The organism is Acidovorax lacteus (assembly GCF_039540375.1).
In the GTDB taxonomy this organism is placed as follows: Bacteria; Pseudomonadota; Gammaproteobacteria; order Burkholderiales; family Burkholderiaceae_C; genus Acidovorax_G; species Acidovorax_G lacteus.
Genome location: NZ_BAABEX010000024.1, coordinates 94,215 through 112,098, shown reverse-complemented (window position 1 = coordinate 112,098; position 17,884 = coordinate 94,215). Strand labels below are relative to the sequence as shown.

Below are 17,884 nucleotides of genomic sequence, written 5' to 3'. Positions count from 1 at the left end.
TCGATTGGCCCGACAATCAGGGCCGCCCCGTGCGGCATGTGGCCGCCCGGGCGCTGTCTGCCCGCCGCTTTGCATGACCCCGCACGCCCCTGATCCGCTGGCCGAACCTGTGGCCTCCACCCTGCCGCCGCCGCGCGGCACCCCGCCTGCCGCACCGCGGCGCGCCAGCGTGGGCTTCATGCTCGCCCACCCCGCGCACTGGATTGCGCTGGGCTTCGGCGCGGGCCTGTCGCGCGTGGCCCCGGGCACCGTGGGCACGCTGTGGGCCTGGCTGTCGGGCTTGCTGCTGTGGTATGGCCTTGGGGCCTGGGGGCTGGGGCTGGCCATCGCGGTCGCGCTGCCGCTGGGCTGGTGGGCCTGCACGCTCACGGCACGCCACTTGGGTATGGCCGATCCGGGCAGCATCGTGTGGGACGAAGTCGTGGCGTTCTGGATCGTGCTCTGGCTGGCCATGCCCATGGGCGGCTGGGGCCAGCTCGCCGCGTTTGCGCTGTTCCGCTTTTTCGACGCCGTCAAACCCGGCCCGGTGGCCTGGGCCGACGCCTGCTTCAAGGGTCTGGGCTGGCGCGGTGGCTGGGGCATTCTGTGGGACGACCTCGTGGCCGCGTTTTGTACCCTGCTGGTGCTCGCGGTGTGGCGCTTCATGGGCTGAGAGCCTCGCTGAATGGGCATGGTGTGCTATTGAAATAGGAGCTGCTTGTGCTTGACTTTGCTGGGTTGGAGCCCGATTTGGTGCCGATTTCTGAGACCCTGCTGGCGCAGGGCCTGTTGCTGGCCACGGCCGAGAGCTGCACCGGTGGCCTGATTGCCGCGGCTTGTACCGATCGTTCGGGCTCCAGCCAGTGGTTCGACCGCGGCTTCGTCACGTACTCCAACGCCGCCAAGTCCGACATGCTGGGCGTGCCCGCCGCGCTCATCGACGCGCACGGCGCCGTGAGCGAGCCTGTGGCCCGTGCCATGGCCGAAGGCGCGGTGGCCCGTTCGGCCGCGCAGGCCAGCCTGGCGGTGACCGGCGTGGCCGGCCCCACGGGCGGCACGCCCGCCAAGCCCGTGGGCACGGTATGGCTGGCCTGGCATGTGCGGGGCCGCACCCACAGCGAATGCCAGCACTTTGCCGGTGACCGCGCGGCCGTGCGCGCCGCGACGGTGCGCCATGCGCTTGCCCGCCTGCACGCCTTGCTCGCCGCGGCCTAAGGCCTGCGGCGGGGGATACCTGGAAATTCCCATGACGACTGCCACCCCCGCGCCTGAAGGCTTCGAGGCCTTCACCGCCCGTCATATCGACACCCAGGGCTCACGCCTGTTCGTGCGCACGCTGGGCAACGCTCAGCGCCCCGCGGTGCTGCTGGTGCATGGGTTCCCGCAAACGCATGTGCTGTGGCGGCGCATGGCGCTGGCCTTGGCCGACCGTTTCTTCCTCGTGATGCCCGACCTGCGCGGCTACGGCGATTCGTCGCTGGCTCCGGGCGGCGGCGACCACGCGGCGCACAGCAAGCGCGCCATGGCCCAGGACCTGGCCGATGTGATGAGCACCCTGGGCATCGAACGTTTCTTTGTGTGTGGCCACGACCGTGGCGGCCGCGTCGCGCACCGCCTAGCGCTGGACCACGCAGCGCGGGTGCGCAAGCTCTGCGTGCTTGACATCGCTCCCACGCTCGACATGTACGCACGCACCGACATGGCGTTTGCGCGCGCCTACTACCACTGGTTCCACCTGATCCAGCCCGCACCGCTGCCCGAGCGCATGATCGAAGGCTGCTGGCGCGAGTACCTGCATGCCAAGCTCGGCGGCTGGGGCACCAGGGGGCTGGCCCACATCGAGCCTGCGGCCCTGGCCGAATACGAGCGCTGCTTTGCGCGCCCCGAAGCCATCCACACCGCCTGCGAGGACTACCGCGCAAGCGCCGGCATCGACCTGGAGCACGACCGCGACAGCCGCGCCCGCGGCCACCGGGTGGCCTGCGACATGCTCGTGCTGTGGGGAGCCAACGGCGTGGTGCACCGCCTGTTCGAGCCGCTGGCGCTGTGGCAGGCGCAGTGTGCAGGCACCGTGACGGGACAGGCCGTGCCCGCGGGGCACTTCATTCCCGAAGAGCGCCCGGCCGAGACGGCGCAGGCGCTGGCAGCATTTTTCAGCGGCTGATCCGAGCGCTGGCGCAGCGGTCGCAGCCCCTCAACCCTTGCGCACGCGGCGCAGAGCCGATGCGCCCAGCGCCGCCCCCAGCAGGATCAGCGCCCATTCGCTGAGCGTGGGCACGGCCGTGGTGCCGCCAGCACCTGGCAGCACGGTGAGCGTGGCGGTGGCAGCGGCTGCGCTGCCTGAACTGCTGTTGAGCACACTGGTGGTGTTGTTTTTGGCGCCCGCGGTGGTGCCTGTCACATTCACGCTGAAGCTGCAGTTGGCGCCCGCTGCCAGCGTACCGCCCGCCAGCGCAATGCTGCCGCTGCCCGCCACCGCCGTCACGGCGCTGCCGACCCCACAGTCGCCTGCCAGCCCGTTGGGCGTGGACACCACCAGCCCGGCGGGCAGGGGGTCGGTGAAGTTGATGTTGTTGGCGCCGCCGGGGCCCAAGCGCTGGATGTTGAAGGTCAGCGCGGTGGAGCCGTTGAGCGGAATCGTCGCGTCTGCAAACGACTTGCTGAAAGTGAAGACCACCCCTGCGTGCGCAGCGGGGGCTGCTGCTAGCGCGGACAGGACAAAGGCCGCACGGATCAGTGGGCCACGAAAACGGTGCATGAAAACTCCCTGGTACACAGCGGCGCTTCGGCTGAGCGCCTGTTGAATGGACGCGGTTTGTACCAAGGGATGCGGGCTTTGTCTGTACCCGCCGCGCCATGCAACGTTCGCATGCGTTGCAACCCTGCGCGGCCACGGGCTGTTGCTTGGCCTTCAGTCGGGTTTGTGCTTGGGCGCACGGGCGGTGTCCGCCGCTGAGCCAAGCCGCTTCAGAGGCAGCGCGAGCGATCCCCACCAGCCGAGGTCGCGCGTGGGGTCGGCATCGTCCAGCCCCAGGCCCATGCGCTCGTGCGGCGTGCGTGGCTGCGCCTGGTAGCTGCGCAGCAACCAGTCCCACCAGGGAAGCACCATGCCGAAATTGCGCTGGCCCTCGGCCTCGATGCGTGAGTGGTGGATGCGGTGCATGTCGGGCGTGACGAAGATCCAGCGCAGCGCCGCATCCAGCCGTGGGGGCAGCGCCAGGTTGGCATGGCAAAACACGGTGTGCGTGACCTGCAGCGCCAGATACAGCAGCAGCGACACCACCGGCACGCCCAGTGCCGCACAGGCCACCAGGGTGAGCAGCAGCAGCACGGCCACTTCCAGCGGGTGGTGGCGCACGCTGGTGCTCACGTCCATGGCGATATCGGCATGGTGCACCTGGTGCAGCCGCCACAGCAGCGGCACGGCGTGCGAAAGCCGGTGCAGCAGGTACTGCACGGCATCGATGGCCAGCACGCCGAGCGCGATCTTGGCGGTGTCAGGCCAGGGCAGCCCGGCAATGCCGTGGGCGCCCAGGCGCGATCCGAGTTGCAGCGCCGCCTGTTCCAGCGGCTGCAGCAGGCCGCTGGCCAGCACGGCTGCCCCGGCCGCGTACAGCCCCAGGTTGACCGGCCAGCGCGTACGCACCTGGGCCGTACCGGGCCGCCGGGGCCAGCGCGCTTCGGCCAGCGCCAGCAGGCCGCCCCACACCAGCAGCAGTGCGGCGGGCCACAGCGCCGCGTGTTGGGCCATCCATTCGAGCATGTGTGCTCCTCTATGTCGGCAGGCGGTGATGGACGCTTAGGCCCCGTGGCACTTCTTGTACTTCTTGCCGCTGCCGCAGGGGCAGGGGTCGTTGCGGCCCGGCTCAGGGGCCTTGCGCACGGCGGCCACACGCGGGCCCAGGCTCTTCCAGACCTGGCGCAGGTCGTACACGGCCCAGATGGCTTCGCCAAAGGCCTCGACACGGGCCTGGCTGGTGCTGGGGGGGCCGTCCTCGCTGTACATGCAGACTTCGGGCTTGCCGGTGTCGTCTTCGGTCAGGGCCACGATGCGCTCCAGCGCTTCGTCCACCCAACCGGCGGCCTCCTTGTCGCGCGGGGCCGCCCATTCCTCTTCCCAGTTCTCGACCACGAACATGAAGCCCAGCGCCCAGACCTGGCCGAACGAGGGGATGTCCTGGCCGTCCATGGCCGCGCGCTCCTCGGGCGGAAGGCTCGCCACGGCACCGCGCATGTCCATGGCCTCGGGCTGGTAGGTGCGCTCGTCTTCCAGCGTCTGTACGTCGGTGTCGAGCTGGTGCTCCACCTCGGCCCAGCGGCGCTGCCACAGCGCCAGAAAACGTTCCTGCTGCGCGGCATCGCGGAAGGCCGGCAGCAGCGGCAGGGGCTCGCCCGGGGCCACGTCCAGCGTCGCACCATCGCCCAGCAGCATGGGCAGGTATTCGGCCACCGGAATCGGGCGGCGGCAGCACACCAGGGCGGCCAGCGCGCCGTCGCAGAACTCCCACTGCGGGATCTCTTCGCCGCGCGTGCGCAGGTCATCCAGCAGCAGGTCAAGCTCTTCGAGCTCGTCAGCGGTGAGGGCGGGTGGTGCGGCGGAGGTGTCGGTCATGGGGCGGCTCTGGGGTGGCGGGGCCGCAAGGGGCCGCGCCGTCTTTATGATGCGGGCCGATGGCGCAGGCAGGCACGGCGGTGGTGCAGGCCCGCGCGCCCGCGCGAGGCCGCCAGTGTAGCCGCGCCCCCTGGTCAACCGTGAGCTTGTTCGTGCCTTCTTCAGTGCCTTTGTCTTTTCTTGCATACCCGGTGCCCGGTGTGGGGGCTGCGGCATGAGTGCGCCCGAACTGCAGGCCGGCAGCCCGGCCACCAGGGCGTTTTTGCAGAGCCAGTTGGCCCAGCAGCCGCACAACGTGCAGCGCCACGCTGTGGGCGATGCGCGGGTGTGGGTCAAGCGCGCGGGCCCTGCGCTGGGCCGTGCGCGTGGGCGCGTGCTCGCGGTGGTGGCGCGCCTGCTGCGCCTGCCGGTGCTGGCCCCGGTGCCCAATCCGGGCGGCAGCGCGGCGATTGCCACCGAGGCGCGCCGACTGCAAGACCTGCGCGCACGCGGCCTGCGCGTGCCCGAGGTGCTGGCAGTGGTGGAACATGGTTTCTTGATGCGCGATCTGGGCGCGGGGGGCGACCATACGCCGTCTCTGGCCGAGGAGATCGAGCGCGCCGGTGCCACCGACCCGGCGCAGATGCTCGCCCTGTGGGCGCTGGGCCTGCAGGCGCTGGCCCAGGTGCACGCAGCAGGCACTTGCCTGAGCCAGGGCTTTGCACGCAACATGGTACGCGGCCCCGACGGGGTGGTGGGCTTCATCGACTTTGAAGACGACCCACAGGCCGTGCTGCCGCTGTCCGTGTGTCAGGCGCGCGACCTGCTGTGCTATGCGCATTCCACCGCGCTGCTGCTGCGCGAAGCCGGCTGCGCCGAGGCAGCGGCCGCGCGTTGGCGTGCCCATGTGCAGGCTGGTGACCCGGCCGTGGCTGCATGGCTTGCGCAGACGGTGGATCGCCTGCGCTGGGCGCGCCGTCTGCCGGCCGACCGCCGCTGGGGCCGCGACGCGCTGCGTCTGCGCGCGGCCTACGACCTGCTGGCCGCGGCCCATTTGGGCTGAGCAGGCCGCGGTGCGTCAGGTGGCCGCGGGGGCCGTCGCCTCCACCACGTCTGCCTGCACGGCCGTGGCAATGTCAGCGCCCATGCGCTGCAGGCGCTTGCGCATGCACAGCACGGCCTTGTCTTTGCTCAGCAGCAACGCGCCGTGCGCGGCTGCGAGGTCGAGGAAGTGCTGGTCGTCCGCGTCCTTGCACACAAACGCGATGCGCGGTGCAGCGGCCACGCGCTGCACCTGCGCGTCCCAGCGCGCGAGCACCTCTGGGGCGTCCAGCCGATAGTAGGCCAGCCGCGGCACGATCTGGGGATAGCCGAGCACGCGCGCCAGTTCGGCCCGCATGGCCTCGGTGCCGATCCAGCGCAGGCGGCCACTGGCCAGCAGCGCAGGCAGCGCGGCGACACCCGGGTCGGCAAACACCAGCGCGTCGAGCGCGATGTTGGTGTCCAGCACCAGCACACGCGGCGGCGCATCGGCCACCACGGTGTGCACCAGGCGCGGGGCCTTAGCCGCCATGGCCCGTTGCCGTTGGTGCCGCGCCTTCACTGCGCTGCGGGCGGGCGGTGCCGCGCACCATGTCGAAGCGGAACATCCGGCATTCGATCGGGCCGTTCCACATCGGCACGCGGCGCGACTCCTTCAGGCGCATGCGGCCGGGCAGCTTCAGGTCAGGCGTGAGCATCCAGGCCGTCCAGCCCGGGTAGTGCTTCTTCCAGTGGCTGGCCAGCTGTGCAAAGAAGGTGCCGTCTTCGTCGCCTTCGGCCTGCTCGCGGCCCACGGCCTGGCCGCTGGCGCGCGCAGCAGCGCGTTCGGCCGCATTGCGCCCGGCCGAGCCCGCAGCGGCAATGCGCTCGCCATAGGGCGGGTTGAGCAGCATCAGCCCGGGGGTGTCACAGGGCGGCATGCGCTGCAGCGCGTCGCCGCCGCGCAGTTGTATGGCGTCGGCCACGCCAGCCCGCTCGGCATTGCGCCGCGCAAAGTCCACCATGCGGTGCGACACATCGCTGCCGAAGATGGCCGCGCGCGAGGGCTGTGCCTCGGCCTGGGCCTCGCTGCGCAGCTGCTGCCACACATGGGGCTGGAAGGGCAGGAGCGTTTCAAACGCAAAGCGGCGCTGCAGGCCGGGGGCGATGCGGCAGGCCATCTGCGCGGCCTCCACCACGATGGTGCCGCTGCCGCAGCAGGGGTCGTACAGCGGCAGGGGCTCTTCGGCCAGCGGGTCCCAGCCGGTGGCGGCGATCATGGCCGCGGCCAGGGTTTCCTTGAGGGGGGCGTCGCCCTTGTCCTCGCGCCAGCCGCGCTTGAACAGCGCTTCGCCCGAGGTGTCGATGTACACCGTAGCGGTGTCGTGGGTCAGGTGCAGGTGCACGCGCACGTCGGGCCACTGGGTGTTGACGTTGGGCCGCACGCCGCCGCGCGCGCGGAAGCGGTCGGCCACCGCGTCCTTGATGCGCAGGCCCGCAAAGTTCAGGCTCTTGAGCGGGCTGTGTTGGGCCGTGACCTCGACCTTGAAGCTTTGGCGCGGCGTGAACCAGATCTCCCAGGCCACCTCGGACGCGATGGCGTACAGGTCCTGTTCGCTGCGGTAGGGCTGCTCGGCCAGTTGCACCAGCACGCGCTGCGCCAGCCGGCTGTGCAGGTTGAGCTGCAGTGCCTGCCGCCAGCTGGCGCGCAGCAGCACCCCCGCGCGGCCCACGAGCAGGTCTTCGCCGGTCAGGCCCGTGAGGCGGTGCACCTCGTCGGCCAGATATGTTTCGACGCCTGCGGCGCAGGGCAGGAACAGGGTCAGGGCGTTCATGGGGAACCTTCGGTGGGCAATGTGGGGGCGGCTTGGCGCGCGCGCGCGAGCAGCATCGAGTCGCCGTAGCTGAAAAAGCGGTAGCGCTGCTGCACCGCATGCCGGTACAGGCCCATGATGTGCGCATAGCCTGCAAACGCGCTGACCAGCATCATGAGCGTGCTCTTGGGCAGGTGGAAGTTGGTGATCAGCAGGTCGGCCACGGCAAAGCGGAAGCCGGGCGTGATGAAGATGTTCGTGTCGCCTGTCGTCTTGCCAGTTTGCGCCCAGGATTCGAGGGTACGAATGGTCGTGGTGCCCACGGCCACCACCCGCCCGCCGCGCTGGCGGCAGCGTTCGAGCGCGGCCAGGGTCTCGGGCGGGATCTGGTACCACTCGCTGTGCATCTGGTGCTCGGCGATGTTTTCGGTCTTGACCGGCTGGAATGTGCCCGCGCCCACGTGCAGCGTGACGCTGGCACGTTCTACGCCACGCGCGGCCAGTGCGGCCAGCACGGCTTCGTCAAAGTGCAGCGCGGCCGTAGGCGCGGCCACAGCGCCGGGCTTGGCGGCAAACACGGTCTGGTAGCGCTCGGCGTCTTCGGCGGCGTCCGGGTCTTCGCCCGTGGACTGTTGGCGTTCGATGTAGGGCGGCAGCGGCAAGTGGCCGTGGCGCTCCATCAGGTCGTAGGGCGTCTCGCTGCCCGGGCCCTGCAGGCGAAAGCGGAACAGCGGGCCGTCTGCGTCGGGCCAGCGCGACAGCAGCGTGGCGTCGAAACCGCCTCGCGTCCGCCCGCCTGCCATCAGCACGGTGCTGCCGATCGCGGGTTTTTTGCTGACCTTCATGTGGGCCACGACCTCCTGGCCGCCCAGCACGCGTTCGATCAGCAGTTCCAGCTTGCCGCCGCTGGCTTTCTCGCCAAACACGCGCGCCTTGATGACCTGCGTGTCGTTGAACACGAGCAGATCGCCAGGCTGCAGCAGTCCGGGCAGGTCGCGAAAAATGCGGTCGGCCGGCTGGCTCTCGCGGCCATCGAGCAGGCGTGAGGCGCTGCGTTCAGGGGTGGGGTGCTGGGCGATCAGGGCTTCGGGCAGATCGAAGTCGAAGTCGCTGAGGGTGTAGGGTCGGGCCGCAGGGGCCAGGGAGACATCGGTCATGGTGCTTGAGGGCCGGACGGGCCCGTGCCAAGAATGGAACAGGGGCGCGATTGTCCCATGGCCGTGCCCCTGGTGCGCGCCCTAGAGCGTGCGCACCGGAGGGCACTGAGCGTGCAGCGCGTGCGCCACGGCCGGCGTGGCCAGGCCAGTGCCGGCAGCCATGACCGCCGCCGCGCCGCAGGCGCTGGCCCAGCCCAGGGCCTGCGCGTCTGTCTGTCCTTGCTCCCAGGCCCAGAGCAGACCCGCGAGGAAGCTGTCGCCCGCGCCGGTGCTGCCCTGGCCTGCGGCCACCGGCACGGCGTCTTGCTGCCAGCAGCCCTGGGGCGTGGCCAGCAGGGCGCCGGCCTCGCCCAGCGACAGCGCCACAGCCCGGGTCTGTCCGTGCGCGATCAGCGCACGGGCAGCCTGTGCTTGTTCTGCCAGCGTGGCCAGTGGCATGCCGGTGGCCTGGCGCAATTCGCGCAGGCTCGGTTTGACCAGGTCCACGCCTGCGGTCAGGGCTTCGGTGAGTGCAGCGCCGGAACTGTCGAGCGCCACGCGCCAACCCTGGGCGCGTGCGCGCTGCGCCAGCTGTGCGTACGCCTGTGCCGTAAGTCCCGGCGGCAGGCTGCCGCTGGCCACCACCCACGGACGTTCCGCTCCGTGCGGATCGGCGGGCGTCAGCACACCGAGCAGGCCTTGCCACTGGGCAGCGCTCACCTCCGGGCCTGGCAGCACGAACCGGTATTCGGCCCCGGTGCTGTCGTCAATGACGGAGAGGCTTTGGCGCGTATCCCCTTCGATGGGAAAGCTGCGCAGCGACAGGCCCTCGCGGACGAGCAGTTGCTCCACCTGCGCGCCCGCAGGCCCAGCCAGCAGGGCCCAGGCCTGTACCGGCATGCCGAAGCGGTGCAGCACCCGCGCCACGTTGATGCCGCCGCCCCCCGGATGGCGCAAGGCCTCTTCGCAGCGCAGCTTGTGGGCGGGCTCCACGCGCGGCGTGCGCGTGCTCAGGTCCAGTGCCGGATTGGGGGTGACGGTGATGCAGCGCAGCCCGTTCACCAGGGCCGCTCCGCAAAGCCCGACCACAGCTCGTTGAGGTCCGGAAAGCGCCACTTGTCGGGGTCTTCCCGGGCGACGATCTTCTCGTTGGTGTTCGGGTCGGCAAGGTCCACCACCTCGGGCGGAATCCGCAGGTCCGACTTGGTGGAAAAGAACACCTTGACCTTCGGGGTGGTCAGGGATTTGCTGCCCTGCTCGGTGACCACACCGATGCGGCCCGAGGCCAGCCGCACGAGCGAACCCACAGGGTAGATGCCAATGCTCTTGACGAACGCCTGGAACAGCCGCTGGTCGAAATGGTCGTTGGTCCACTCAGCCATGCGGCGCAGCGACTCGGACGGATCCCAGCCACGCTTGTACGGCCGGTCGGAGGTGATGGCGTCGTACACGTCGCAGATGGCGGCCATCTTGGCGATCAGGCTGATCTGGTCGCCCTTGAGCTTGTCTGGGTAGCCCGAGCCGTCCACTTTTTCGTGGTGGTGCAGCACGGCGTCGAGCACGCTGTCGTCCACGCCGCCGCCCTCTCGCAGCATTTCGTAGCCGTGCACCGGGTGGCTTTTGACCACGACGAACTCCTGGTCGGTCAGTTTGCCCGGTTTGTTGAGCACGGCCAGCGGAATGGCCGCCTTGCCCAGGTCGTGCAGCAGGCCGGCCATGCCGGCGACGCGGGTGTGCTCCTCGTTCAGACCAATCTGCTTGGCCAGGGCCACCATCAGCGCGCACACCGCTACGGAGTGCATGTAGGTGTAGTCGTCGGCCGTTTTGAGGCGCGCCAGGCTGATCAGCGCTCCTGGGTTGCGTGTGACGGAGTCGGAGATTTCGGTCACCAGGTTCTGCGCGCCCACCGAGTCAATCGCCTTGCCCATGCGCGCTTCGCTGAACATGGAGATGACCACGTCCTTGGATTCGACGCAGATCGAGGCGGCGGCCGCCAGTTCGCTCTGCATGGAGGCCGGTGCACGTCCTCGGCGTGGGGCGGGCGGAGGCGGTGGGGGCGGGGGCGCCACCACCAGGGGCGGGAGTTCCTCCAGTCGGCTGAAGTCGGTGTCAATCTGGGCGTCCACTTCTTCGCGCGACATGGACGACACGCCGTCTGCCACGTCCAGCCCCTTGGAGGTGTCGATCCATACCTCATGGATGGCTGTGGCCTGGATGCGGGCCAGGTCCTTGGGATCCTTGAGCACGAACTTGGCGCGCCAGAAGGGGTGCTCCATCCACGAACCACAAAATTCGTGCAAGTACATGCCCAGCGTCAGGTGTTCGATGCGAATTCTCTTGAGCATGGCTGCTAGTCGGTCTCTGTCCGGCCTGTCTGCCGGCAACGAATGGTTACCATGGTAGCCCTTTTGGGGGCGGTCGCCCATGGCAATCCCAACGGGGCTCAGTTCCTTCTCCGATGGCTCGGCGAATGGGCATTGTTGGCCCTCAAGGGCCTCTATGTCCCTTCCCTCCAGGGTGGAATCGGCACACTTTGGCCTGTTCGCCCGGGGGATTGCCCCGATAGGCCGCTTTTGTCCACATGCCCTCTGCCGCCCCCGCTGCCCAGTCACCCGCCCGCAAGGCCCTGATCAAGATGGGCCTGGTGCGCGACATCGACCTGGCACTGCACCTGCCGCTGCGCTACGAAGACGAAACCCGCATCACCCCGCTGGCGCAGGCGCGCGACGGCAGCACCGTGCAGATCGAGGCCACCGTCACCACAAGCGAGGTGCAGTTGCGCCCACGCCGCCAGTTGCTGGTACAGGTGGACGACGGCACAGGCACCTGTGAGCTGCGTTTTTTCAGCTTTTATCCCTCCCATCTCAAGACCCTGGCGGTGGGCGCGCGGCTGCGCTTTCGGGGCGAGGTACGCGGCGGTTTCTGGGGGCGGCAGATGCTGCACCCGGCGTTTCGCGCGGCCAGTGGAGAACTCCCGCGCGCCCTCACACCCGTGTACCCCACGGTCAACGGCCTGCCACAGGCCTACCTGCGGCGCGCCATCGTCACGGCGCTGCAGCGCGTCGATCTGCCGGAGACGGTGGCCCCCGATCTGCCTCCGCTGCCCCTGGGGCCGGGCCTGTGGCAGCCTGGGCGCAGCGCCATGACGCTGCGCGAGGCACTGCAGTTTCTGCACCACCCGCCGCCCGATGTGCCGCTGGCCACCCTCGAAGACCACAGCCACCCGGCCTGGCAGCGCCTGAAGGCCGAGGAACTGCTGGCCCAGCAGATTTCGCAACTGCAGTCCAAGCGCGCACGAGACCACTTGCGCGCGCCGGTGCTGGCGATCCAGACAGCGGCAGAAGGGGGCGATCTGCCCACCCTGCTGCGCGCCGCTCTGCCGTTCGGCCTGACGGGCGCGCAAGAGCGCGTGTGCGCCGAGATCGCGGCCGACCTGGCCCGCGGCGTGCCCATGCACCGTCTGCTACAGGGCGACGTGGGTTCGGGCAAGACCGTGGTGGCCGCGCTTTCGGCGCTGGTGGCCATCGACGCTGGCTGGCAGTGCGCGCTCATGGCACCCACCGAAATCCTGGCCGAGCAGCACTTTGGCAAGCTCGTGGGCTGGTTGGAGCCACTGCTCGCACCGCGTGGGCTGCGCGTGGCCTGGCTGGCGGGCGCACAGAAGAAAAAAGAGCGGGCTTCCATGCTCGCCCTGGTGGAAAGCGGCGAGGCCGCGCTGGTGGTGGGCACGCACGCCGTCATCCAGGAGCAGGTGCGTTTTGCCCGCCTGGGCCTGGCGGTGATCGACGAGCAGCACCGCTTTGGCGTGGCACAGCGTCTGGCGCTGCGGAAAAAGCTGGCGGCCTCGCAGCTCGAACCCCATCTTTTGATGATGAGCGCCACGCCCATTCCGCGCACCCTGGCCATGAGCTACTACGCCGACCTGGACGTGTCGACCATCGACGAGCTGCCCCCAGGCCGCACGCCCGTGGTGACCAAGCTGATCGCCGACAGCCGCAAAGACGAGGTCGTGGCCCGGATTGCCGCGCAGGTCGCCGCGGGTCGGCAGGTGTACTGGGTGTGTCCGCTGATTGAGGAAAGCGAGGCGCTGGACCTCTCCAACGCCACCGCCACGCATGCCGAACTCAGCGAGGCCCTGCCCGGCGTGCTGGTCGGCCTGCTGCACTCACGCATGCCGGTGGCCGAGAAGCGCGCGGTGATGGAGCTCTTCACCTCTGGCGCGATGGGCGTGCTGGTCAGCACCACTGTGATCGAAGTGGGCGTGGACGTGCCCAACGCCTCGCTGATGGTCATCGAGCACGCTGAGCGCTTCGGGCTGTCGCAGCTGCACCAGTTGCGCGGACGCGTGGGCCGGGGCGCGGCGGCATCGGCCTGCGTGCTGCTGTATGCGCCCAACGAAAGTGGCCGCGTGGGCGAAACCGCCAAAGAGCGCCTGCGTGCCATGGCCGAGACCAGCGACGGTTTCGAGATTGCGCGACGCGACCTTGAGATCCGCGGGCCGGGCGAGTTTCTGGGGGCGCGCCAGTCGGGCGCGCCCTTGCTGCGCTTTGCAGACCTGCAGACCGATACCCTGCTGCTCGACTGGGCGCGCGAGGCCGCCCCGGTGCTGCTGGACCGGCATCCGGCCCTGGCAGAGCGCCATGTGGCCCGGTGGCTCGGGGGCAAGGCCGATTACCTCAAGGCCTGAACCCGTACGACGTTGCACAATCGGGGGGCTGGAGCCCTGCCATGACCCTTACCGAACTCAAATACATCGTTGCTGTGGCGCGAGAGAAGCACTTTGGCCATGCGGCCGATGCCTGCTTTGTCTCGCAGCCTACGTTGTCGGTGGCCATCAAGAAGCTCGAAGAGGAGCTGGACGTCAAGATCTTCGAGCGCAGCGCGGGCGAGGTCACGGTGACGCCGCTGGGCGAGCAGATCGTGCGGCAGGCCCAGAGCGTGCTGGAGCAGGCCGCCGCCATCAAGGAAATCGCCAAGCGCGGGAAAGACCCGCTGTCGGGCCCGCTCACGCTGGGCGTGATCTATACCATCGGCCCGTACCTGCTGCCTGAGCTGGTGCGCAAGTCGATTGCGCGCACGCCGCAGATGCCGCTGATGCTGCAGGAGAATTTCACCGTCAAGCTGCTGGAGATGCTGCGCACCGGCGAGATCGACTGCGCGATCCTCGCCGAGCCTTTCCCCGACACCGGCTTGGCCATGGCCCCGCTGTACGACGAGCCCTTCATGGCCGCTGTGCCCAGCAGCCACGCGCTGGCAGCGCAGGATTCGATCACGGCGGCTGAACTCAAGAGCGAGACCATGCTGCTGCTGGGCGCGGGCCATTGCTTCCGCGACCATGTGCTCGAGGTCTGCCCGGAGTTTGCGCGTTACGCAAGCAATGCCGAGGGCATCCGCAAGACTTTTGAAGGTTCGTCGCTGGAGACCATCAAGCACATGGTGGCTGCGGGCATGGGCGTGACGCTGGTGCCGCGCCTGTCGGTGCCGCGCGATGCGCTGGCGCCGGTGGCCCGCCGCCGCAAGAGCGACGAACATTACATCCGCTACCTGCCGATTCAAGAGGCCGACGGCAGCCCGCCGCCCATGCGCCGGGTGGTGCTGGCCTGGCGCCGCAGCTTCACGCGCTACGAGGCGATCGCAGCGCTGCGCAATGCCATCTACGCCTGCGAGCTGCCGGGCGTGACGCGGCTGTCCTGAGCCCGCGCGGCGCACGGGGCCACCCCCACGGACGGGGTGCACACCGCAGGGCTTGCGATACAGTGCCTGCAGCCCCGCCGCCGTGGCGGGTTCCGGTTTGCGGACGGCCTGCGCGTCCGCCTTGCACAGGAGCACTTTCCATGGCCAAAGCCTCGACCAAACATGCCTCGCCCGCGATCCAGATCGGCATCAGCGACAAAGACCGCGCCGCCATTGCCCAGGGCCTGTCGCGCCTGCTGGCCGACACTTACACGCTGTACCTGACCACGCACAACTTCCACTGGAACGTGACGGGACCGATGTTCAACTCGCTGCATGCGATGTTCATGGCCCAGTACACCGAGCTGTGGAACGCGGTGGACCCGATTGCCGAGCGCATCCGCTCGCTCGGCCATGTGGCCCCGGGCTCGTACGCCGAGTTCGGCAAACTCGCGAGTGTGAAGGACGCACCCTCCAAGCCGCCCAAGGCGCTGGAGATGGTGCGCATCCTGGTCGAAGGCCACGAGGCCGTGGCCCGCACCGCGCGCAGCCTGTTCCCGCTGGCCGATAAGGCCAGTGACGAGCCCACGGCCGACCTGCTGACCCAGCGCCTGACGGTGCACGAGCAGACGGCCTGGATGCTGCGCTCGCTGCTCGAAGAGTAAGCCCCTGCTTTTGCACGGAGCCGCGCCATGCAGCAGATCCTGGTCTATGGCGATTCGCTGTCCTGGGGCATCGTGCCGGGCACGCGCGAGCGCCTGCCGTTTGGCCAGCGCTGGCCCGGCGCGCTGGAAGGCCTGCTGGCCGCACAGGGTACGGCCGCGCGGGTGATCGAGGATTGCCTCAACGGCCGCCGCACCGTGTGGGACGACCCCTTCAAGCCCGGCCGCAACGGCCTGCAAGGCCTGGCGCAGCGCATCGAAATCTGCTCGCCGCTGGCCCTGGTGGTGCTGATGCTGGGCACCAACGATTTCCAGTCGAGCCATGCCAACACCGCCTGGCATTCGGCCCAGGGGCTGGGGGCGTTGCTCCAGGCCATTCGCCAGGCCCCCATCGAGCCCGGCATGCCGCAGCCGCCCGTGCTGGTGGTGGCCCCGCCGCCGCTGGGCACGCCCTGCGGTGCCGCAGCCGAGAAGTTTGCGGGCGGCGATGTGCGCTGCCTGGGCCTGGCAGCCGCGCAGCAGGCCGTGGCCCGGCAGCACGGTTGCGCGTTTTTTGACGCGGGCACGGTGGTGCAGGCCAGTCGCACCGACGGCGTGCACCTGGACGCCGACCAGCACGCCCGGCTGGCGCAGGCGCTCGCGCCCGTGGTGGCCGGGTTGCTCGCAGCACGTGGCTGAGGCGCGCCCGCCGCGGGTGGCCCCGTACCGGCGCTCGCAGTCTCGCACTGGTACATTGGCGCCCGCACGGGCCGTGCCGCCGTACCCCGCGCGTTGTCTGCCTGTCCGTTTGCTTGCCTGCCGCCTGCCATGTCTGCCGCTGTCCTGCCGTCCCGCCTTGCGCTCTACCTCGACCTGATCCGCTGGGACCGCCCCGCGGGCTGGCTGCTGCTGCTGTGGCCCACGCTCACGGCGCTGTGGGTGGCAGCCGGTGGCTTTCCGGGCTGGCACCTGCTGGGAGTGTTCACACTGGGCACCATCCTCATGCGCAGCGCCGGTTGCTGCGTGAACGACGTGGCCGACCGCGACTTCGACAAGCACGTCAAGCGCACGGCGCAGCGGCCCGTTACGCGCGGCGCCCTGGGCGTGCGCGAGGCCCTGGCCGTCGGTGCGGCGCTGGCGCTGCTGGCCTTTGCGCTGGTGCTCACCACCAATGCGCCCACGGTGCTGTGGTCGTTTGCGGCACTGGGCGTGACGGTGCTCTACCCGTTTGCCAAGCGCGCCGTGGCCATGCCCCAGGCCGTGCTGGGCGTGGCCTTCAGTTTTGGCATCCCCATGGCGTTTGCCGCCGTGCAGGGCACGGTGCCGCCCGTGGCCTGGGTGCTGGTAGCGGGCAACCTGCTGTGGGTGCTGGCCTACGACACCGAATACGCGATGGTCGACCGCGACGACGACCTGCGCATCGGCATCCGCACCTCGGCCATCACGCTGGGCCGCTGGGACGTGGCGGCGGTGCTGGCGTTCTACGCGGGCTTTCTGCTGCTGTGGGCCTGGGCGCTGGCGCCCATGGTGCACCCTGTGGTGGGCGCGGTCACGCTGGCGGTGGCCGTGGCCCAGGTGGCCTGGCATGCGCGGCTGATCTGGGGGCGCACGCGAGAAGGGTGCTTCCAGGCTTTTCGCATCAACCACTGGCTGGGGGCGACGTTGTTTGCGGGGGTGGTGGTGGGGTGACATCCCTCTGAGGCGCTGCGCGCCTCGGTGCCACCGCCAGAGGCGGAGGCTCTTCGGGTACGTCCAAGCCTGCGCAGGCAGGCTCGGAGCTGCGACCCTCAGCCCCTTCTCTCGAATGGCTGCGCCATTCGGGAAGGGGGGCGCAGCCCTCGCTGCGGGGCGGCCCTTGCTGGGCGGCCCTGGCTTGGGGCCTCGCCAGTTTTAGCCACCGTGACGAACCGGGCGCTGCGGGGCGCCTGGCTTTGCCGGCCCGGGCGGTGTCGCTCCGCCATGGGGGCCAACGCGGCTACCATCGCAGGCCTGCGTTGACCACTTGTTCCGGACTGCACCATGACCCTTGCTCCCAGCACCCTTCCCACCATTGCCTTCATCGGCGGCGGCAACATGGCCAGCGCCATCATCGGGGGGCTGATCCGGCAGGGGCATCCAGCGTCGCAGATCGAGGTGGTGGAGCCGTTTGCGCCCACGCGCGAGGCGCTGTTGCAACACCATGGCCTGGCGGCGTTGCCCGAGGCGGGGCCGGCGCTGTCGCGGGCGGAGATCGTGGTGTGGGCCGTGAAGCCGCAGACCTTCAAGGACGCTGCCGCCCAGGCCCGCGCCCACGCGCAGGGCGCGCTGCACCTGAGCGTGGCGGCCGGTATCCGCTCGGACAGCATTGCCGCCTGGCTGGGCAGCGAGCGCGTGGTGCGCTCCATGCCCAACACGCCCGCGCTGGTGGGTAAGGGCATGACCGCCGTGTACGCCCGGGCCGCGGTGACCGAGGCCGAGCGCTCGCGCATCGAGCAGATCCTGGCACCCACGGGCGACTGGCTGTGGGTGGCGCAGGAGTCGCAGCTCGACGCGGTGACCGCGCTGTCGGGCTCTGGCCCGGCCTATGTGTTTTATTTCCTCGAAGCCATGGAGCGGGCCGGCGCGGCCATGGGTCTGTCGTCCGAGCAGGCGCACCGGCTGGCGGTGGGCACCTTCGTGGGCGCGTCCGAGCTGGCCCGCCGCTCGGAAGAGCCTCCGGCCGTGCTGCGCGAGCGCGTCACGTCCAAGGGGGGCACGACCTATGCGGCCTTGCAGTCGATGGAGCGTGACGGGGTGGGTGCGGCGTTTGAGCGTGCGCTGGAGGCGGCGCGCCACCGGGCGGAGGAGCTGGGGAACGAGTTCGGGGGCTGAATCCGGGTGGTTCGCTCGCTGGATGTGTTTTGATGCCAAATGGGCTGTTCGTGCTTATTAATCAAGCACGAGCGGCTATCAATTTCATAGCGTTTTCGTTGATTGGCGGTAGTTGGCCGCCGTTCTTGTGCTGTGGTCCGGAGCCGGGATGTGCGCCCGGCGGCGCAGTGACTTTCTTTT

18 protein-coding genes are annotated in these 17,884 nt (G+C 69.6%); 10 read left to right on the top strand and 8 right to left on the bottom strand.

The window, feature by feature from the left end; genetic code table 11:
- Positions 1-73 precede the first annotated feature (73 nt).
- From ABD866_RS11365 to ABD866_RS11355, 3 genes are read left to right on the top strand one after another with little or no spacing between them, the layout of a single operon-like run.
- On the top strand, positions 74-652 hold the full coding sequence (locus ABD866_RS11365) for a phosphatidylglycerophosphatase A family protein (RefSeq protein ID WP_425549584.1): 579 nt from the start codon (positions 74-76) through the stop codon (positions 650-652).
- A 47-nt stretch (positions 653-699) separates the two neighbouring features.
- A complete protein-coding gene (locus tag ABD866_RS11360) occupies positions 700-1,194 on the top strand; it encodes a CinA family protein (protein WP_345064856.1) in 495 nt (164 codons plus the stop codon).
- 31 nt (positions 1,195-1,225) lie between these two features.
- Positions 1,226-2,143 (top strand): alpha/beta fold hydrolase, encoded by a 918-nt coding sequence (locus ABD866_RS11355; RefSeq protein ID WP_345064853.1) that lies wholly within the window; start codon positions 1,226-1,228, stop codon positions 2,141-2,143.
- Between the two features lie 30 nt (positions 2,144-2,173).
- Here the strand turns inward: ABD866_RS11355 and ABD866_RS11350 are convergent, their stop codons facing one another.
- From ABD866_RS11350 to ABD866_RS11340, 3 genes are all read right to left on the bottom strand, one after another.
- Positions 2,174-2,737 carry an IPTL-CTERM sorting domain-containing protein gene (locus ABD866_RS11350; protein WP_345064850.1) on the bottom strand — a complete coding sequence of 188 codons (564 nt, stop codon included), beginning with the start codon at positions 2,735-2,737 and terminating at the stop codon, positions 2,174-2,176.
- Positions 2,738-2,890: 153 nt separating this feature from the next.
- Positions 2,891-3,742 carry a sterol desaturase family protein gene (locus ABD866_RS11345; RefSeq protein WP_345064847.1) on the bottom strand — a complete coding sequence of 284 codons (852 nt, stop codon included), beginning with the start codon at positions 3,740-3,742 and terminating at the stop codon, positions 2,891-2,893.
- 36 nt (positions 3,743-3,778) lie between these two features.
- Positions 3,779-4,591 (bottom strand): YecA/YgfB family protein, encoded by an 813-nt coding sequence (locus tag ABD866_RS11340; RefSeq protein WP_345064844.1) that lies wholly within the window; start codon positions 4,589-4,591, stop codon positions 3,779-3,781.
- A gap of 214 nt (positions 4,592-4,805) precedes the next feature.
- Between ABD866_RS11340 and ABD866_RS11335 the strand changes: the two genes are divergently transcribed.
- Positions 4,806-5,633 (top strand): BUD32 family EKC/KEOPS complex subunit, encoded by an 828-nt coding sequence (locus tag ABD866_RS11335; RefSeq protein WP_345064841.1) that lies wholly within the window; start codon positions 4,806-4,808, stop codon positions 5,631-5,633.
- A 15-nt stretch (positions 5,634-5,648) separates the two neighbouring features.
- On the opposite strand, the gene ABD866_RS11330 is transcribed toward ABD866_RS11335, so the two are convergent.
- From ABD866_RS11330 to ABD866_RS11310, 5 genes are all read right to left on the bottom strand, one after another.
- Positions 5,649-6,143: a PIN domain-containing protein gene (locus ABD866_RS11330; protein WP_345064838.1), complete on the bottom strand. Its 495-nt coding sequence runs from the start codon at positions 6,141-6,143 to the stop codon at positions 5,649-5,651.
- The gene (locus ABD866_RS11325; RefSeq protein WP_345064835.1) at positions 6,133-7,425 is read right to left on the bottom strand and encodes a THUMP domain-containing class I SAM-dependent RNA methyltransferase; all 1,293 of its coding nucleotides are present in this window, start codon (positions 7,423-7,425) and stop codon (positions 6,133-6,135) included. Before ABD866_RS11325 ends, ABD866_RS11330 begins: the two co-directional genes overlap by 11 nt.
- Positions 7,422-8,561: a tRNA preQ1(34) S-adenosylmethionine ribosyltransferase-isomerase QueA gene (queA, locus tag ABD866_RS11320; RefSeq protein WP_345064832.1), complete on the bottom strand. Its 1,140-nt coding sequence runs from the start codon at positions 8,559-8,561 to the stop codon at positions 7,422-7,424. Before queA ends, ABD866_RS11325 begins: the two co-directional genes overlap by 4 nt.
- 81 nt (positions 8,562-8,642) lie before the next feature.
- Positions 8,643-9,602 carry a 1-phosphofructokinase family hexose kinase gene (locus ABD866_RS11315; protein ID WP_345064830.1) on the bottom strand — a complete coding sequence of 320 codons (960 nt, stop codon included), beginning with the start codon at positions 9,600-9,602 and terminating at the stop codon, positions 8,643-8,645.
- Positions 9,599-10,885, bottom strand: coding sequence for an HD-GYP domain-containing protein (locus ABD866_RS11310; RefSeq protein ID WP_345064827.1), 1,287 nt, complete (start codon positions 10,883-10,885; stop codon positions 9,599-9,601). Before ABD866_RS11310 ends, ABD866_RS11315 begins: the two co-directional genes overlap by 4 nt.
- A gap of 236 nt (positions 10,886-11,121) precedes the next feature.
- Between ABD866_RS11310 and recG the strand changes: the two genes are divergently transcribed.
- The 6 genes from recG (at position 11,122) to proC (ending at position 17,704) form a co-directional block, all read left to right on the top strand.
- On the top strand, positions 11,122-13,227 hold the full coding sequence (recG, locus tag ABD866_RS11305; protein ID WP_345064824.1) for an ATP-dependent DNA helicase RecG: 2,106 nt from the start codon (positions 11,122-11,124) through the stop codon (positions 13,225-13,227).
- A gap of 41 nt (positions 13,228-13,268) precedes the next feature.
- Positions 13,269-14,234 (top strand): LysR substrate-binding domain-containing protein, encoded by a 966-nt coding sequence (locus ABD866_RS11300; RefSeq protein ID WP_345064821.1) that lies wholly within the window; start codon positions 13,269-13,271, stop codon positions 14,232-14,234.
- 140 nt (positions 14,235-14,374) lie between these two features.
- Entirely contained in the window at positions 14,375-14,878 is a 504-nt protein-coding gene (locus ABD866_RS11295; protein WP_345064817.1) for a Dps family protein, read from the top strand.
- A gap of 27 nt (positions 14,879-14,905) precedes the next feature.
- On the top strand, positions 14,906-15,553 hold the full coding sequence (locus ABD866_RS11290) for an SGNH/GDSL hydrolase family protein (RefSeq protein ID WP_345064814.1): 648 nt from the start codon (positions 14,906-14,908) through the stop codon (positions 15,551-15,553).
- Positions 15,554-15,682: 129 nt separating this feature from the next.
- Positions 15,683-16,543 carry a 4-hydroxybenzoate octaprenyltransferase gene (ubiA, locus tag ABD866_RS11285; RefSeq protein ID WP_345064811.1) on the top strand — a complete coding sequence of 287 codons (861 nt, stop codon included), beginning with the start codon at positions 15,683-15,685 and terminating at the stop codon, positions 16,541-16,543.
- 330 nt (positions 16,544-16,873) lie between these two features.
- Positions 16,874-17,704 (top strand): pyrroline-5-carboxylate reductase, encoded by an 831-nt coding sequence (gene proC / locus ABD866_RS11280; RefSeq protein WP_345064808.1) that lies wholly within the window; start codon positions 16,874-16,876, stop codon positions 17,702-17,704.
- The last annotated feature ends 180 nt before the right edge of the window (positions 17,705-17,884 follow it).

Bases quoted from the DNA above. Each gene is read 5' to 3' on its own strand.
- ABD866_RS11310 (WP_345064827.1), bottom strand. From the start codon at position 10,885: ATGCTCAAGAGAATTCGCATCGAACACCTGACGCTGGGCATGTACTTG.
- ABD866_RS11345 (WP_345064847.1), bottom strand. From the start codon at position 3,742: ATGCTCGAATGGATGGCCCAACACGCGGCGCTGTGGCCCGCCGCACTG.
- ABD866_RS11300 (WP_345064821.1), top strand. From the start codon at position 13,269: ATGACCCTTACCGAACTCAAATACATCGTTGCTGTGGCGCGAGAGAAG.
- ABD866_RS11325 (WP_345064835.1), bottom strand. From the start codon at position 7,425: ATGAACGCCCTGACCCTGTTCCTGCCCTGCGCCGCAGGCGTCGAAACA.
- queA (WP_345064832.1), bottom strand. From the start codon at position 8,561: ATGACCGATGTCTCCCTGGCCCCTGCGGCCCGACCCTACACCCTCAGC.
- ubiA (WP_345064811.1), top strand. From the start codon at position 15,683: ATGTCTGCCGCTGTCCTGCCGTCCCGCCTTGCGCTCTACCTCGACCTG.
- ABD866_RS11350 (WP_345064850.1), bottom strand. From the start codon at position 2,737: ATGCACCGTTTTCGTGGCCCACTGATCCGTGCGGCCTTTGTCCTGTCC.
- ABD866_RS11365 (WP_425549584.1), top strand. From the start codon at position 74: ATGACCCCGCACGCCCCTGATCCGCTGGCCGAACCTGTGGCCTCCACC.
- recG (WP_345064824.1), top strand. From the start codon at position 11,122: ATGCCCTCTGCCGCCCCCGCTGCCCAGTCACCCGCCCGCAAGGCCCTG.
- ABD866_RS11295 (WP_345064817.1), top strand. From the start codon at position 14,375: ATGGCCAAAGCCTCGACCAAACATGCCTCGCCCGCGATCCAGATCGGC.
- ABD866_RS11340 (WP_345064844.1), bottom strand. From the start codon at position 4,591: ATGACCGACACCTCCGCCGCACCACCCGCCCTCACCGCTGACGAGCTC.
- ABD866_RS11330 (WP_345064838.1), bottom strand. From the start codon at position 6,143: ATGGCGGCTAAGGCCCCGCGCCTGGTGCACACCGTGGTGGCCGATGCG.
- ABD866_RS11290 (WP_345064814.1), top strand. From the start codon at position 14,906: ATGCAGCAGATCCTGGTCTATGGCGATTCGCTGTCCTGGGGCATCGTG.
- proC (WP_345064808.1), top strand. From the start codon at position 16,874: ATGACCCTTGCTCCCAGCACCCTTCCCACCATTGCCTTCATCGGCGGC.
- ABD866_RS11355 (WP_345064853.1), top strand. From the start codon at position 1,226: ATGACGACTGCCACCCCCGCGCCTGAAGGCTTCGAGGCCTTCACCGCC.
- ABD866_RS11335 (WP_345064841.1), top strand. From the start codon at position 4,806: ATGAGTGCGCCCGAACTGCAGGCCGGCAGCCCGGCCACCAGGGCGTTT.